Below are 14,269 nucleotides of genomic sequence, written 5' to 3'. Positions count from 1 at the left end.
GTGTTAGTATTAATAACAGCCATGATAATTATCCTTCATTGAGAAATTTATATTCCGGTATGCGCCAGCGGCTTCATCACCGTCAAAATTGTTATCGACGGGGGTAATAAACTCTTTAGCGATTTTTTTATTTTTTTGCGGTGCCCGGTTTTTAAAGCAAGTAAAAATCCACTTTCATAGAAGGCGGCATCGGTTGGTCCTAAAAGGGTATGGCCCCCCTTAAAAAGAAGTCTCTGCCAGTACTGTAAGATTGAGATCTCAAGACAGGTATTTGATGACCATCCCAACAGGGGGTGGTTTTCCGTTGGCAATAAAAAAGGCATCCGAAGATGCCTTTTTTAATCCGTTGCGAATTAACGCAGCAGGGACAGCATGGTCTGCGGAACCTGGTTGGCCTGAGCCAGTACGGAAGAACCCGCCTGCTGCAGGATCTGCGCGCGCGACATGTTCGATACTTCGGTCGCGTAATCGGAGTCCTGAATACGGCTGCGGGCAGACGTCAGGTTGCTCACGGTGTTGTTCAGGTTGGTGATGGTGGATTCGAAACGGTTCTGGGATGCACCCAGCAGGCTGCGCTGGGAGTCAACGGCCTTGATTGCCGCATCGATATCTGCCAGCGGGCTACCGTCAACAGTACCACCGGAGGTTACGGTACCGCTCAGTACGTCGAAACCTTCAGCGGCAGTGGCACGTGCAGTACCGTTGATGCTCTGGCCAGTCGTCTGGAAGGTTGCGCCTGTCGCGTTGAACAGGTTGTAGGAATTCGAGGCGTTCAGTTTGATGGAGATGGTTTCGTTGTCTTTCGCGCCAACCTGGAAGTTGTAGCTGCTGGTACCCGAACCGGTGTTCAGCACTTTGATGCCGTTGAAGTCGGTCTGGGTGGTCACGCGGTTAACTTCTTCCATACGCTGGTTAACTTCAGCCTGGATGGAGTCGATGTCGGACGCAGAGTTGGAGCTGTTCTGCGCCTGAACGGTCAGGTCACGGATACGCTGCAAGTTGTTGTTGATTTCGCTCAGCGCGCCTTCAGCCGTCTGCGACAGGGAGATACCGTCGTTGGCGTTACGGGCAGCAACGGTCAGGCCGTTGATGTTGGACGTAAAGCGGTTCGCAATCGCCTGGCCAGCAGCGTCATCTTTCGCACTGTTGATACGCAGACCGGAAGAGAGACGCTCGATCGCGGTCCCCAGGGAAGCCTGAGATTTGGTCAGGTTGTTCTGAGTCGTCAGCGACAGGGTGTTAGTATTAATAACAGCCATAATGTAATTCCTTTAAATAAAAAAGTTATCAGATTCAGGCATCTGCCTACGGCGTTCTTACCGTCATCCTGATTATCGACCGTCACTGACCAACCTTTAGAGGAAAGCCTTATTTTTTTAAAGCCACAAACTGCCCGCTATTCTTTGGCTTTATTTCGCCATTGCTTTAAAAAAAAACCTCTAATCTTTTCGAAGTCGCTGCCGATAATCCACACAGTGATTGTCAAAAACTGAAGGATGAAGATATGGCAAGTATTAGTTCGCTCGGCGCAGGCACAAGCTTGGATCTGAACACGTTGTATGACAATTTGCAGACAGCTGAACAAACAAAGCTGACGCCAATTACCACTCAACAGACTTCGTATAAAGCCAAGCTAACAGCCTGGGGCGTGGTGCAAACCTCCCTGACTAAGCTGCAAACTGCTGCGAATGCGCTGAAAGACACATCAAGCATTGCATCGACAAAAGTATCCAGCACTAACACCGCGTTCACTGCTACGCTGGCCAACAATGCCGCAGCGGGAACTTACTCGGTCGAAGTGTCTTCGCTGGCAGCTTCTCAATCGCTGCTCAGCCCGAAAGTGGCCAGCAAAGATACTGATTTAGGCGACAGCAGCCTGAGTTCTCGGACTATTACGATCACTCAGCCTGGGCAAAAGACGCCGATGACCGTGACGCTGAACAGCGATCAAACGAGTCTGTCGGACGTCCGCGATGCAATTAACAAACAGCAAGGCAGCGTGACTGCGAGCATTATTAAAGCAGATGACAACAGCTATTACCTGGCACTGACTTCACGTGACAGCGGTACAGCTAACCAGATGACGATCACCACAAATGATACGCAACTGGCAAAGTACATCAGCTATGACTCGACGAATACCAGCAGCGCGAGCAACGTGATGACACAGCAGGTTGCTGCGGCTGACGCGACGCTGAAAATTAACGGGATTGCCATTACCCGTAGCAGTAACACGATTACTGATGCGCCGGAAGGTGTCACGCTGACATTGAATAAAACTAACGTTGGTAGCCCGGAAACACTGTCGGTAACAAAAGACAACCAGCCGATGACCGACGCGATCCAGGCGTTTGTCGATGCCTACAACTCTTTGCAAACGACCATTGCTAACCAGACCAAATATACCGCAGTGGATCAGGGCAGTGGTTCGCAGGACAACTCGAACGGCGACCTGCTCGGCGACGGTACGTTGCGTAACATTCAGACGCGACTGCGCTCTATGTTGTCGTCCTCTCAGACTGACAGCGGGAGTTTCTCTATTCTGTCGCAATTGGGTGTGACTCAGGATACGAGCGGTAAGCTGACCGTTGACAGCACCAAACTTAATACAGCGTTAAATGAAAAATCAGCGGACGTGATCTCTTTCCTGTCCGGTGACGGTAAAACCACCGGGTTCGCCACTCAGGCAAGCAACCTGCTGGACGATTTTTTAGGTACCAATGGTACCGTACAAAATGCGACTGACGGGATCAACAAAACGCTGAAACAGTTATCCGACCAGTATGATTCAGTGAACAGTCAGATCACTGCAACCATGGCGCGCTATAAGACACAGTTCACCAGTTTAAGTCAGCTGGTTTCATCCCTGACAACAACCGGTAATTATTTGACCCAGCAGTTTAAATAAACCATCAGTTGAGGTTTGATATGTACATGAAATCGGGGACTCAGGCTTATGCCCAGGTCGGTGTGGAAAGTGCCGTTCTGAGCGCCAGTCCACATCAACTCGTGGTGTTACTTTTTGATGGCGCCTTGAGCGCCATGAAAAGGGCTGCGATCCTGATTGAACAGGGGGATATTCCCGGCAAAGGACGCGCACTTTCACATGCGATTAATATCATTACCAACGGCTTACGGGCCGGTCTTAATCACGAAGACGGTGGGGAGATCTCTGCAAATTTGGACAGTCTTTATGAGTACATGACACGACGTCTTTTACAGGCAAACCTCCACAATGACCTCTCCGCCATTGATGAAGTATCGAAGTTGTTGAGCAACATCGCTGATGCCTGGAAAGAAATTGGCCCCAATAATCAAAACGCGCGGGACACTTACTAATGGAAGCAAATCTCGGGTTGCTCCACCACTATCAGCAGCTGTTGGTCACCAGCCGCGCCATGCTTAACCTCGCGAAGGAAGGGCGTTGGGACGAACTCATCGAACATGAAGTGAAGTATGTTAACGCTGTGGAGAAGATAGCACAGTCCCAGGATACCGGAGAAGTTGCGCCTCAGTTGCAGGCGCAAATTCGGCCTCTGCTGAAGCAAATTCTGGATAACGAAGTGGTGCTGAAAACACTATTAAACGAGCGAATGGACGAACTGCGGACATTAGTTAGACAAACATCTCAACAACATAACCTGCATTCGACATATGGACGCCTCTCTGGAAATATACTCTTCCCGAATGAGATCTAATCTCAGAACAGGCGGGTGACATTTTTAACACCCACCCGCACTGTTGCTCGAGTCTCAGGCACATGGCATCAGGTTTTCTTTGCTACTCCCTCTCTTTTGTCTTTCGCGAAAAATGCAGGCTGACGCTAATGCTGCGCGTAATCCCGTGCCTAAGATGCACAAATACCTGCGATATCTGAATATGGAAGAAAAAAAAGGAAGGCTATGTGATTGCCGGGCAACAGTACCCGGCGCCACGCTTATTTGCTGATATCCAGCCCGGCGGCGGTCAGCGCGTTCTGGCACTCAACCGTCGGTTTATCGACACGTTTTAAAGTCATGCCATCAAATTCCAGCGTATTATCTTCGAGGTCGAGCGGGTAAATATCCCGTCTTTGCGTCACGTTATATAAGGTACTGCCGTCACGCATCAGTTTCCCCGGTACGGCAATGACCCGCTGCCACTGACGGCAATCCAGCGTGTCCCCTTTGGGCGTGACGATCAGGCTGGCGATAGCTTCCGGGCTGACCAGTTTGCTCTGCGGGCCTGCCGACTGCCAGTAACCCGCCAAACCTGCCGGCGCAGGCTGTTTTACCACCGCGTTGTAATCATCCACCTGTACGCAGCCACTGAGCAGTAGCGCCGCGCCAATAATCACTCGCTTTTTCATTATTTATCCCGAACGCGAAAAAAAAATATTGTGGCATTAAAGCGTTATCATCGCCACCCTTCTCCGGCGTGAAGAAGTTTGATCTGCACCAGGGTTTACGCCCTTTTTACGTTAGTTTGTCATTTGCCACGTGTATCATTCGCCTTCTTTCAATTGCTGCCTTCTGAGTTCAGGGGTTTTTACTATGTCATGGCAATACTTTAAAGAGCGTTTCCTGATTCGCTTCTGGTCCCCGATTCCGGCCGTTATCGCCGCTGGTATTCTTTCAACCTACTATTTCGGCATTACCGGCACCTTCTGGGCAGTGACCGGCGAATTCACCCGCTGGGGCGGCCAGTTATTGCAACTGGCGGGCGTCCATACCGAAGAGTGGGGATACTTCAAACTGATCCATCTGGACGGTACGCCGCTGACGCGTATTGATGGCATGATGATCATCGGTATGTTTGGCGGCTGTTTTGCCGCCGCGTTGTGGGCGAATAACGTCAAGCTACGTTTTCCGCACAGCCGCATTCGCATCGCGCAGGCCATTGCTGGCGGCATCATTGCCGGTTTCGGTGCCCGGTTGGCAATGGGCTGTAATCTTGCCGCCTTCTTCACTGGCATTCCGCAATTTTCACTGCATGCCTGGTTCTTTGCCGTTGCCACAGCAATAGGCTCATGGTTTGGCGCACGCTTCACGCTGCTGCCCATGTTCCGTATTGCGGTAAAGATGCAGAAAGTCTCCGCCGCCTCGCCGTTGACGCAAAAACCGGATCAGGCAAAACGCCGCTTTCGTATCGGTATGCTGGTGTTTATCGGCATGGTGGGTTGGGCGCTAATGACGGCGATGAATCAGCCAAAACTGGGACTGGCGATGCTGTTTGGCATCGGTTTTGGTTTACTGATTGAGCGGGCACAAATCTGCTTCACCTCCGCCTTCCGCGATATGTGGATCACCGGGCGCACCATGATGGCAAAAGCCATTATTTTCGGCATGGCGGCGAGCGCGATCGGCATTTTCAGCTATGTGCAACTGGGGATGGAACCCAAAATCATGTGGGCCGGGCCGAATGCGGTACTCGGTGGGCTGCTGTTTGGCTTCGGAATTGTGCTGGCGGGCGGGTGTGAAACCGGCTGGATGTACCGCGCAGTCGAAGGCCAGGTGCATTACTGGTGGGTCGGGCTGGGCAACGTCATCGGTTCGACGATCCTGGCATACTTCTGGGATGACTTATCCCCTTCCCTCGCCACCCACTGGGATAAAATCAACTTACTGAACACCTTTGGCCCGCTCGGCGGCCTGCTGGTGACCTATGCTTTGTTGCTGGCCGCACTACTGTTTGTCATTGGCTGGGAAAAACATTTCTTTCGCCGTAATGCGCCGGCGCCTGTGAAGGAGACAGCATGAAGATTGTGCCCGATTACCGCCTTGATATGAGCGGTGAACCCTGTCCTTATCCGGCGGTAGCCACACTTGAAGCGATGCCGCAGCTCAAAAAAGGGGAGATTCTGGAGGTGGTGAGCGACTGCCCGCAGTCGATTAATAACATTCCGCTGGATGCCCGCAACCACGGTTATACTGTGCTGGATATCCAGCAGGATGGCCCAACCATCCGCTACTTGATCCAGAAGTGACGCAACAGACTGGCTTACCCGTAAACGGTGAGCCAGTCGCCGATCACATCCAATCAACGAAATGGCGGGGCTCGCCTCACTCATTCATAAACATGCAGCGGTTGTGTCCGCTCTGCTTACCGCGATACATCACCGCATCGGTACGAAAGTAGTCAAACATTTCTTATCGATCGCTGTAGCTTGTGCGACGGTTATTTTGATGCGTAGGCATACGACTATATAGGGCTTAAATCACCCCTGTGCTGGCAATTTTTATCGGCTTTTCTGACAGTAAGGTGGAAGGTGATAACGTGACCGCAGGGAAATCATTACGGGCTATATGCACTGAGATAGTGTATCGTTGCAGTCCATTTATCAGGAAATACTCTATGCCACAACGGAAAGATTCAAAAAACGGTCGCAACTATCTCACCAAATGTTCCTGCCCTCACTGCGCTATGCAGTCAGAACATAGCTTTACCCGAGTCCAGAAAGGTTCAGCGCTGATGTGCCCCCATTGCAGTAAGATCTTCAAACAAGACAAACCCGCTTACGCCTGAAATCAGCACCCTCAGGAGAGACCGGTCGGCATTTAACGGCCGGTTTTAACGCCTGCTCCAACCCCTCCGGCCGCTCACAAAGAAAAACCCCGCAGCAGCACGAGGTTTGACGTTGCCCTTAATGCCCACAACAAAGCGCAGATCGGTGGCAAAATGCAAAATCAGTCAGGCCTAAACCTGCATGTTCATGATGTCCTGATAGGCAGACACCAGTTTATTACGCACCTGAACGCCCATTTGTAGCGAAATGGACGATTTTTGCAGATCGGTCATCACGTCATTCAACGCCACACCCGGTTCGCCGAGTGTGAATTTCTCTGCCTGCACACGTGCTACGTTTTGCGTATCGCTGATGCGATCCAGCGCAGCATGCAGCTGTCCGGCAAAGCTGATTGTCGGTTCACTCTCCACGCTCTGATTGCGCGCAACGCCAGCAGTTGCCTGCAACTGACTGATGACGCTTTCAATGCCCTGTATAGCCATTGTTTTTCCCCGGATGATTTGATACCGAACAAGGTTAACAGCTTGTCAATGGGATAATGGCGGTAAATAGAGACAAAAAAACAGGTTATTTGGCGCATAGAAAATTGGGAATCATCAAATAATGGCATTGCCATGATAATGGATAAATGTCGAGTTTGCCGACCCGGGAGTCTGTTTTGTTTCTCAACTCAAATAACTACATCCACCCAGAGTTACGAGGTGCGCAATGAGTGCGACTGCAACAACTGCACCGCAGAATAAATCTCTTGAGTGGCTTAACCGCTTACGCGCGAACCCCAAAATCCCATTAATGGTCGCAGCGGCAGCCGCTGTGGCCATCGTTGTTGCTATGGTACTGTGGGCCAAGAGCCCGGATTATCGGACGTTATACAGCAACTTATCCGACCAGGATGGCGGAGCAATTGTTACCCAGTTGACCCAAATGAATATTCCTTACCGCTTCGCCGATGGCAACGGAGCGATTGAGGTTCCAGCGGATAAAGTTCACGAACTGCGTTTGCGTCTTGCGCAACAGGGTCTGCCGAAAGGCGGCGCAGTGGGTTTTGAACTGCTGGATCAGGAAAAATTTGGTATCAGCCAATTTAGCGAGCAAGTGAACTACCAGCGTGCGCTGGAAGGTGAACTGGCCCGCACCATCGAAACGCTTGGCCCGGTTAAAAGTGCCCGTGTGCACCTCGCCATGCCGAAACCGTCGCTGTTTGTTCGCGAACAAAAATCCCCTTCTGCCTCCGTCACCGTTAATCTGCAACCGGGCCGCGCCCTGGATGACGGTCAGATCAGCGCGATGGTACATCTGGTTTCCAGCGCGGTGGCAGGTTTGCCGCCGGGTAACGTAACAGTTGTTGATCAGAGCGGTCATCTGTTGACGCAGGCGGGGGCAGCCGGTCGCGATCTGAATGATGCCCAACTGAAATATACCGCTGAGGTTGAAGGCCGTATCCAGCGCCGTATCGAAGCCATTCTTGGCCCTATCGTCGGTAACGGCAACGTACACGCGCAGGTTACCGCTCAACTCGATTTCGCAAATAAAGAGCAAACGGAAGAGCAATATAGCCCGAATGGCGGCGATCCGGCGCAAGCGGTTCTGCGTTCACGTCAGGTGAACGGCAGCGAACAGATTGGCGGCCAGTATCCTGGTGGTGTTCCGGGCGCACTCTCTAACCAGCCAGCGCCAGCTAATAGCGCGCCGATCACCACGCAGAATAACCAGCAGAATGCGCAAGGTCAGCAAGGCACAAATGCCTCCACGGCAAACAGCAACACGGTGGGACCGCGTAATACCACGCATAGCGAAATCAACAACTACGAAGTTGATCGCACTATTCGTCATACCAAGATGAATGTTGGTGATATTGAGCGTCTCTCTGTTGCGGTGGTGGTGAACTACCGCACGCTGGGAGATGGTAAAACAGCCGCACTGACCGCTGATCAACTGAAACAGATTGAAGATTTAACCCGTGAGGCAATGGGTTATACCGAAAAACGCGGTGATACCGTCAACGTCGTCAACTCGCCGTTTAACGCAACGGATGATATCGGTGGTCAGCTCCCGTTCTGGAAGCAGCAGGCGTTTATCGACCAGTTGATGTCCGCAGGCCGCTGGTTACTGGTGCTGATTGTTGCCTGGCTGTTGTGGCGTAAAGCGGTACGTCCGCAACTGGTACGCCGCCAGGAAGAAGCGAAAGCTGCACTGGAAGCGACACAGGCACGAGCCGAAATTGAAGAGTCGGTGGAAGTTCGCCTGAGTAAAGACGAAGTGAACCAGCAGCGTCGCTCTAACCAGCGCCTGAGCGCAGAAGTGATGAGCCAGCGTATTCGCGAAATGTCAGATAACGATCCGCGCGTCGTGGCGCTGGTCATTCGCCAGTGGATGAATAACGAACATGAGCAATAATCTTTCCGGAACGGACAAAAGCGTCATCTTGCTGATGACCATCGGCGAAGATCGCGCAGCTGAGGTGTTTAAACACCTCTCTGCCCGCGAAGTTCAGCATTTGAGTACCGCGATGGCCAGCGTACGTCAAATCTCCAATAAACAGTTGATGGACGTATTGCAGGAGTTCGAGAACGAAGCGGAACAATTCGCGGCGCTGAACATCAACGCCAACGACTACCTGCGCTCGGTATTGGTCAAAGCGCTGGGCGAAGAGCGTGCATCCAGTTTGCTGGAAGATATTCTCGAAACCCGCGATACCACCAGCGGCATCGAAACGCTCAACTTTATGGAGCCGCAGAGCGCCGCCGACCTTATTCGCGACGAACATCCGCAGATCATCGCCACCATTCTTGTGCACCTCAAACGTTCTCAGGCGGCAGATATTCTGGCGCTGTTTGACGAGCGCATGCGCCATGACGTGATGCTGCGTATTGCCACTTTCGGCGGCGTACAGCCTGCCGCGCTGGCAGAACTGACTGAAGTACTGAACAGCCTGCTCGACGGCCAGAATCTCAAACGCAGCAAAATGGGCGGCGTGAGAACGGCGGCCGAGATCATCAACCTGATGAAAACACAGCAGGAAGAAGCAGTTATTACCGCGGTTCGCGAGTTCGACGGCGAGCTGGCGCAAAAAATTATCGACGAGATGTTCCTGTTCGAAAACCTGGTGGACGTGGACGACCGCAGTATCCAGCGCCTGCTGCAGGAAGTGGATTCCGAGTCTCTGCTCATCGCCCTCAAAGGTGCCGAACCGCCGTTGCGCGAGAAATTCCTGCGCAACATGTCCCAACGTGCTGCCGATATCCTGCGCGACGACCTTGCCAACCGTGGCCCGGTCCGTCTGTCTCAGGTGGAAAACGAACAGAAAGCGATCCTGCTTATTGTTCGTCGTCTGGCGGAAACCGGCGAGATGGTAATTGGCAGCGGCGAGGATACCTATGTCTAACGAATTGCCCTGGAAAGTCTGGACGCCGGATGATCTGGTACTTCCGCAGGCTGCCGAGTTTGCTCCCTTGCTGATGAACGAGAGTGCATCAGAAAAAACCGACGAGGAAGAAGATGCTTTATCCGAGGAGCAAAAACAGCAACAGCAACTGGCGCAGATCCAGATGCAGGCTCACGAAGCGGGTTACAACGCCGGTCTGGCGGAAGGGCGCAAAGCGGGACACGATATCGGTTACCAGGAAGGGTTAGCGCAAGGCAAGGAGCAAGGGCTGGATCTGGCTCGCCAGCAGCAAGCTCCCCTGAACGCGCGGATGCAACAACTAGTCAGTGAATTCCAGTACTCCCTGGATGCACTCGACAGCGTAATTGCTTCCCGCCTGATGCAGATGGCGCTGGAAGCCGCTCGCCAGGTGCTGGGACACACGCCCAGTGTCGATAACAGTGCGTTGATCAAACAGATTCAACAGTTGTTGCAGCAAGAACCGCTGTTCAGCGGCAAACCGCAGTTGCGCGTTCACCCGGACGATCTGCAACGGGTAGAAGAGATGCTCGGCGCGACGTTGAGCCTGCACGGCTGGCGTCTGCGCGGCGACCCAACACTGCATCCGGGTGGCTGTAAAGTTTCCGCCGATGAAGGCGATCTTGATGCCAGTGTCGCAACGCGCTGGCAGGAACTGTGCCGTCTGGCGGCGCCGGGAGTGATTTGATGACTGCACGCTTGACCCGCTGGCTGACAACGCTCGATAACTTTGAAGCCAAAATGGTGCAGCTTCCTTCTGTGCGCCGCTACGGGCGACTGACACGCGCCACCGGTCTGGTGCTGGAGGCCACTGGCTTGCAATTGCCACTGGGCGCGACCTGCATCATTGAACGTCAGGAAGGTGTTGAAACCCACGAAGTGGAAAGTGAAGTGGTCGGCTTTAACGGGCAACGTCTGTTTCTGATGCCGCTGGAAGAAGTCGAAGGGATTTTACCTGGCGCGCGCGTTTATGCACGCGGCGCGGTGGGCGATGGTTTACAAAGCAGCAAACAGTTGCCGCTCGGCCCTGCCCTGCTGGGACGTGTACTCGACGGCGCGGGTAAACCGCTCGACGGTCTTCCTGCGCCCGACGCCGAAGAAACGGGCGCATTGATGACGCCGCCAGTTAACCCGTTGCAACGTACGGCGATTGAGCATGTGCTTGATACTGGAGTACGCGCCATTAACGCCCTGCTGACAGTGGGCCGCGGTCAACGTATGGGTCTGTTTGCCGGTTCCGGCGTCGGTAAGAGTGTGCTGCTTGGTATGATGGCGCGCTATACCCAGGCCGACGTGATTGTCGTGGGGCTTATTGGCGAACGTGGCCGTGAAGTTAAAGATTTTATCGAGAACATCCTGGGTGCTGACGGTCGCGCCCGTTCCGTAGTGATCGCCGCACCGGCGGATGTTTCTCCGTTGTTGCGTATGCAGGGCGCTGCCTACGCTACGCGCATTGCTGAGGATTTCCGCGATCGCGGTCAGCATGTGCTTCTGATCATGGACTCTCTGACGCGTTATGCCATGGCGCAGCGTGAAATTGCGCTGGCGATCGGCGAACCGCCAGCAACTAAAGGTTATCCTCCTTCTGTCTTCGCCAAATTACCGGCGCTGGTGGAACGTGCGGGGAACGGTATTCACGGCGGCGGCTCGATCACCGCTTTCTATACCGTCCTCACTGAAGGGGATGACCAGCAAGATCCTATCGCGGATTCTGCGCGCGCGATTCTTGATGGACATATTGTACTTTCTCGCCGTCTGGCGGAAGCCGGTCACTATCCGGCGATTGATATAGAAGCCTCCATCAGCCGTGCCATGACCGCGTTAATTACTGAACAACATTACGCAAGAGTCCGGAATTTCAAACAGTTGCTGTCTAGCTTCCAACGAAATCGCGATCTCGTGAGCGTTGGCGCGTATGCGCGAGGCAGCGACCCAATGCTGGATAAAGCTATTGCATTGTGGCCGCAGCTTGAAGCCTTTCTGCAACAGGGCATCTTCGAACGTGCCGGGTGGGAAGATTCTATCCAGTCTTTAGAACTGATCTTCCCGACAGTATAAGGTAGTGGAGGGCTGACCTCATGGCGCAAAACAGCGCATTAACGACGCTAAAAGATCTGGCTGAGAAAGAGGTTGAGGACGCGGCACTGAAGCTGGGTGAGATGCGTCGCAACTGCCAGCAGGCGGAAGAACAATTAAAAATGCTGATCGACTATCAGCATGAATATCGCAACAGTCTTAATAACAACATGAGCCAGGGCATTGATAATCAGCGCTGGCAAAACTATCAGCAGTTTATTCAGACGCTGGAAAAAGCTATCGATCAGCATCGTAAGCAATTGATGCAGTGGAGCGAGAAAGTCGATATCGCTCTGGGTTGCTGGCGAGAGAAAAAACAGCGTTTACAGGCCTGGCAAACACTGCAAGAGCGGCAAAGCGCAGCAGTATTACTGGCGGAAAACCGCCTCGATCAGAAAAAAATGGATGAGTTTGCACAACGCGCATCCCTGAGGAAAATAGAATGATCACCTTGCCAAAACTGGTAGTAACTGAATCCGATACCGCCACCAGCGCGCAGACAGGCAAAGCGGGCGGCGATTCGGCACAAGATTTCCTCGCCCTGCTTACTGGCGCGATGTCTGGCACGCAGGGACAAACCCAGGAGAGTGGTGAACCGCTGACACTAGCTGATTTACAGGCTGCGGTTGTAAGCGGCAAGCTGGCGAAAAACAATCTGACCTCGGCTGCCGGTGAAGATGCGCAAACGCCGGCGCAGAAACTCGCAGACCTGCTTGCACGTCAGACTGCCAAACGCGACGACACTGCCGGTGTTACGGAAAGTGCAGCCACCACCGCTGACATGCAAAAACTCTTTTCTGGCCTGACGCCTGCAGCGAAAAGCAATGTTCTCGCGGCACTAAACAAAACAGCGCAAAGCGGCGATGAGAAGAGTGATACAACAGATGACGAACTGGCAGGCCTCAGTGCGCTGATGGCGATGTTGCCGCATCAGCAAACCGCGCAACTGAGCGCACCCACAACGGCCAAATCGACCAGCATCAGCACGCAAAATGTTGCCGCAGCCGCTAACCGCGCGCTAAACAGCAGCTCACTCTCGACCGCATCCGATACCGATATCTCACGTAGTGCCGTGAAAAATGATCCGGCCGCGAACACCTCTTTCCAGGTGGCTGACAATTCACAGCAGGCCGCGGTACTGGCCGCTGCAAGCGCCACAAAGAAAGATAGTGACAACGCGCTGCAAACGACCAACACTACGGTGAGTATGGCGCCGGTGACCACCAGCGCCAGCGCAGCGCAGGCCAGTGCGCCTGTTGCAGCGCCGGTTGTCAGTGCGCCGCTGGGTAGTCATGAATGGCAGCAGAATATCAGCCAGCACGTCACGCTCTTCACCCGCCAGGGCCAGCAAACGGCTGAACTGCGTTTGCATCCGGAAGATTTGGGCCAGGTGCAGATCTCCATCAAGCTGGAAGATAACCAGGCGCAACTGCAAATGGTTTCGGCGCACAGCCATGTTCGTCAGGCACTGGAAGCCGCCTTACCGACACTGCGCACCTCTCTGGCTGAAAGCGGTATTCAGCTTGGTCAGAGCAGCATCAGCAGCGAAAGCTTCACCGGCCAGCAGCAACAACAGGCCTCGCAGCAGCAACACACTTCACGTTCGGGTTCCGGCGATGTTTTTGGTTCCGACGATGATACAGCTCTCGTGACGCCAGCAAGCTTGCAGTCTGTGGCTCGCGGTAACGGCGCTGTTGACATCTTTGCCTAAACGCCAGAGGTAGCATGATTATCCCCGTCTTTTCCGCGCTTTGACGCGAGCAGGACACGGGATAATCACCTCATAAGCAGTACTAACAGGAAGCCCGTATCTAATGACTGACTCCGCTATTAATAAAAAACGTAAGCGCTCTATCTGGATCCCGCTGCTGGTGTTAATTACCCTCGCGGCATGTGCCACAGCAGGCTATAGTTACTGGCGTATGCAACATAAAACTGCGGTAAACGCAAAAGCGGAAGTCCCGCCCCCGCCAGCACCGGTTTTCTTCGCGCTGGACACCTTTACTGTGAATCTGGGCGATGCCGATCGTGTACTGTATGTGGGTATTACACTGCGCCTGCGCGATGACGCAACGCGCGCAAGACTGAGTGAATATTTGCCGGAAGTGCGTAGCCGCTTGTTACTGTTGTTATCTCGTCAGAATGCGCAACAACTTGCAACTAACGAGGGTAAACAGGCGCTTGCTACCGCGATTAAAGAAACGCTTGCAACGCCGTTAGTGCCAGGACAGCCGAAACAGGAAGTCACTGACGTTCTTTATACAGCTTTCATTTTGCGGTAAAGA

The 14,269-nt window shown here is 53.2% G+C and carries 17 protein-coding genes; 13 read left to right on the top strand and 4 right to left on the bottom strand.

Annotated elements, in window-relative coordinates:
• Positions 1–47: 47 nt before the first annotated feature.
• Entirely contained in the window at positions 48–323 is a 276-nt protein-coding gene (locus BM427_RS17160) for a hypothetical protein (protein WP_090123552.1), read from the bottom strand.
• Positions 324–353: 30 nt separating this feature from the next.
• Positions 354–1,259, bottom strand: a complete 906-nt coding sequence (locus tag BM427_RS17155; protein WP_090123551.1) for a flagellin N-terminal helical domain-containing protein — start codon at positions 1,257–1,259, stop codon at positions 354–356.
• A gap of 245 nt (positions 1,260–1,504) precedes the next feature.
• Here BM427_RS17155 and fliD point away from each other — a divergent pair, with 245 nt between their 5' ends.
• The 3 genes from fliD to fliT are packed head-to-tail and all read left to right on the top strand — an operon-like array spanning position 1,505 to position 3,698.
• Positions 1,505–2,908, top strand: coding sequence for a flagellar filament capping protein FliD (gene fliD, locus BM427_RS17150; RefSeq protein ID WP_090123549.1), 1,404 nt, complete (start codon positions 1,505–1,507; stop codon positions 2,906–2,908).
• Between the two features lie 20 nt (positions 2,909–2,928).
• Positions 2,929–3,339 (top strand): flagellar export chaperone FliS, encoded by a 411-nt coding sequence (gene fliS / locus BM427_RS17145; protein ID WP_090123547.1) that lies wholly within the window; start codon positions 2,929–2,931, stop codon positions 3,337–3,339.
• Positions 3,339–3,698, top strand: coding sequence for a flagella biosynthesis regulatory protein FliT (gene fliT, locus BM427_RS17140; protein WP_090123546.1), 360 nt, complete (start codon positions 3,339–3,341; stop codon positions 3,696–3,698). The genes fliS and fliT overlap by 1 nt, the downstream gene beginning before the upstream one ends.
• Positions 3,699–3,937: 239 nt before the next feature.
• On the opposite strand, the gene yedD is transcribed toward fliT, so the two are convergent.
• Positions 3,938–4,348, bottom strand: coding sequence for a lipoprotein YedD (yedD, locus tag BM427_RS17135; RefSeq protein WP_090123544.1), 411 nt, complete (start codon positions 4,346–4,348; stop codon positions 3,938–3,940).
• 184 nt (positions 4,349–4,532) lie between these two features.
• Between yedD and yedE the strand changes: the two genes are divergently transcribed.
• The 3 genes from yedE (at position 4,533) to BM427_RS25820 (ending at position 6,504) form a co-directional block, all read left to right on the top strand.
• Entirely contained in the window at positions 4,533–5,738 is a 1,206-nt protein-coding gene (yedE, locus tag BM427_RS17130) for a selenium metabolism membrane protein YedE/FdhT (protein ID WP_090123542.1), read from the top strand.
• Positions 5,735–5,965, top strand: a complete 231-nt coding sequence (yedF, locus tag BM427_RS17125; protein ID WP_090123539.1) for a sulfurtransferase-like selenium metabolism protein YedF — start codon at positions 5,735–5,737, stop codon at positions 5,963–5,965. The genes yedE and yedF overlap by 4 nt, the downstream gene beginning before the upstream one ends.
• Positions 5,966–6,333: 368 nt before the next feature.
• On the top strand, positions 6,334–6,504 hold the full coding sequence (locus BM427_RS25820; protein WP_217647355.1) for a YnfU family zinc-binding protein: 171 nt from the start codon (positions 6,334–6,336) through the stop codon (positions 6,502–6,504).
• 171 nt (positions 6,505–6,675) lie between these two features.
• On the opposite strand, the gene fliE is transcribed toward BM427_RS25820, so the two are convergent.
• Complete coding sequence (gene fliE, locus BM427_RS17120) at positions 6,676–6,987, bottom strand: flagellar hook-basal body complex protein FliE (protein ID WP_090123537.1); 312 nt, start codon at positions 6,985–6,987, stop codon at positions 6,676–6,678.
• 226 nt (positions 6,988–7,213) lie between these two features.
• Between fliE and fliF the strand changes: the two genes are divergently transcribed.
• From fliF to fliL, 7 genes are all read left to right on the top strand, one after another.
• Positions 7,214–8,902: a flagellar basal-body MS-ring/collar protein FliF gene (gene fliF / locus BM427_RS17115; protein ID WP_090123533.1), complete on the top strand. Its 1,689-nt coding sequence runs from the start codon at positions 7,214–7,216 to the stop codon at positions 8,900–8,902.
• Positions 8,892–9,890, top strand: a complete 999-nt coding sequence (gene fliG / locus BM427_RS17110; RefSeq protein WP_090123530.1) for a flagellar motor switch protein FliG — start codon at positions 8,892–8,894, stop codon at positions 9,888–9,890. The genes fliF and fliG overlap by 11 nt, the downstream gene beginning before the upstream one ends.
• Positions 9,883–10,596: a flagellar assembly protein FliH gene (gene fliH / locus BM427_RS17105; protein ID WP_090123528.1), complete on the top strand. Its 714-nt coding sequence runs from the start codon at positions 9,883–9,885 to the stop codon at positions 10,594–10,596. Before fliG ends, fliH begins: the two co-directional genes overlap by 8 nt.
• Positions 10,596–11,966 carry a flagellar protein export ATPase FliI gene (gene fliI, locus BM427_RS17100; RefSeq protein WP_090123526.1) on the top strand — a complete coding sequence of 457 codons (1,371 nt, stop codon included), beginning with the start codon at positions 10,596–10,598 and terminating at the stop codon, positions 11,964–11,966. The genes fliH and fliI overlap by 1 nt, the downstream gene beginning before the upstream one ends.
• Before the next feature lie 20 nt (positions 11,967–11,986).
• Complete coding sequence (gene fliJ, locus BM427_RS17095; RefSeq protein WP_090123524.1) at positions 11,987–12,430, top strand: flagellar export protein FliJ; 444 nt, start codon at positions 11,987–11,989, stop codon at positions 12,428–12,430.
• Positions 12,427–13,695: a flagellar hook length control protein FliK gene (gene fliK, locus BM427_RS17090; protein WP_090123522.1), complete on the top strand. Its 1,269-nt coding sequence runs from the start codon at positions 12,427–12,429 to the stop codon at positions 13,693–13,695. The genes fliJ and fliK overlap by 4 nt, the downstream gene beginning before the upstream one ends.
• A 103-nt stretch (positions 13,696–13,798) precedes the next feature.
• Positions 13,799–14,266 carry a flagellar basal body-associated protein FliL gene (fliL, locus tag BM427_RS17085; protein ID WP_090123520.1) on the top strand — a complete coding sequence of 156 codons (468 nt, stop codon included), beginning with the start codon at positions 13,799–13,801 and terminating at the stop codon, positions 14,264–14,266.
• Positions 14,267–14,269: the final 3 nt, after the last annotated feature.

This window comes from Kosakonia arachidis, assembly GCF_900116535.1.
GTDB lineage: Bacteria > Pseudomonadota > Gammaproteobacteria > Enterobacterales > Enterobacteriaceae > Kosakonia > Kosakonia arachidis.
The sequence above is the reverse complement of the archived record's forward strand: the minus strand, read 5'-3'. Positions and strand labels throughout refer to the sequence as shown.

What these genes read in the sequence shown, in the direction of transcription:
- BM427_RS17160 (WP_090123552.1), bottom strand. Translation starts at nt 323, where the DNA reads ATGCCTTTTTTATTGCCAACGGAAAACCACCCCCTGTTGGGATGGTCA.
- BM427_RS17155 (WP_090123551.1), bottom strand. Translation starts at nt 1,259, where the DNA reads ATGGCTGTTATTAATACTAACACCCTGTCGCTGACGACTCAGAACAAC.
- fliD (WP_090123549.1), top strand. Translation starts at nt 1,505, where the DNA reads ATGGCAAGTATTAGTTCGCTCGGCGCAGGCACAAGCTTGGATCTGAAC.
- fliS (WP_090123547.1), top strand. Translation starts at nt 2,929, where the DNA reads ATGTACATGAAATCGGGGACTCAGGCTTATGCCCAGGTCGGTGTGGAA.
- fliT (WP_090123546.1), top strand. Translation starts at nt 3,339, where the DNA reads ATGGAAGCAAATCTCGGGTTGCTCCACCACTATCAGCAGCTGTTGGTC.
- yedD (WP_090123544.1), bottom strand. Translation starts at nt 4,348, where the DNA reads ATGAAAAAGCGAGTGATTATTGGCGCGGCGCTACTGCTCAGTGGCTGC.
- yedE (WP_090123542.1), top strand. Translation starts at nt 4,533, where the DNA reads ATGTCATGGCAATACTTTAAAGAGCGTTTCCTGATTCGCTTCTGGTCC.
- yedF (WP_090123539.1), top strand. Translation starts at nt 5,735, where the DNA reads ATGAAGATTGTGCCCGATTACCGCCTTGATATGAGCGGTGAACCCTGT.
- BM427_RS25820 (WP_217647355.1), top strand. Translation starts at nt 6,334, where the DNA reads ATGCCACAACGGAAAGATTCAAAAAACGGTCGCAACTATCTCACCAAA.
- fliE (WP_090123537.1), bottom strand. Translation starts at nt 6,987, where the DNA reads ATGGCTATACAGGGCATTGAAAGCGTCATCAGTCAGTTGCAGGCAACT.
- fliF (WP_090123533.1), top strand. Translation starts at nt 7,214, where the DNA reads ATGAGTGCGACTGCAACAACTGCACCGCAGAATAAATCTCTTGAGTGG.
- fliG (WP_090123530.1), top strand. Translation starts at nt 8,892, where the DNA reads ATGAGCAATAATCTTTCCGGAACGGACAAAAGCGTCATCTTGCTGATG.
- fliH (WP_090123528.1), top strand. Translation starts at nt 9,883, where the DNA reads ATGTCTAACGAATTGCCCTGGAAAGTCTGGACGCCGGATGATCTGGTA.
- fliI (WP_090123526.1), top strand. Translation starts at nt 10,596, where the DNA reads ATGACTGCACGCTTGACCCGCTGGCTGACAACGCTCGATAACTTTGAA.
- fliJ (WP_090123524.1), top strand. Translation starts at nt 11,987, where the DNA reads ATGGCGCAAAACAGCGCATTAACGACGCTAAAAGATCTGGCTGAGAAA.
- fliK (WP_090123522.1), top strand. Translation starts at nt 12,427, where the DNA reads ATGATCACCTTGCCAAAACTGGTAGTAACTGAATCCGATACCGCCACC.
- fliL (WP_090123520.1), top strand. Translation starts at nt 13,799, where the DNA reads ATGACTGACTCCGCTATTAATAAAAAACGTAAGCGCTCTATCTGGATC.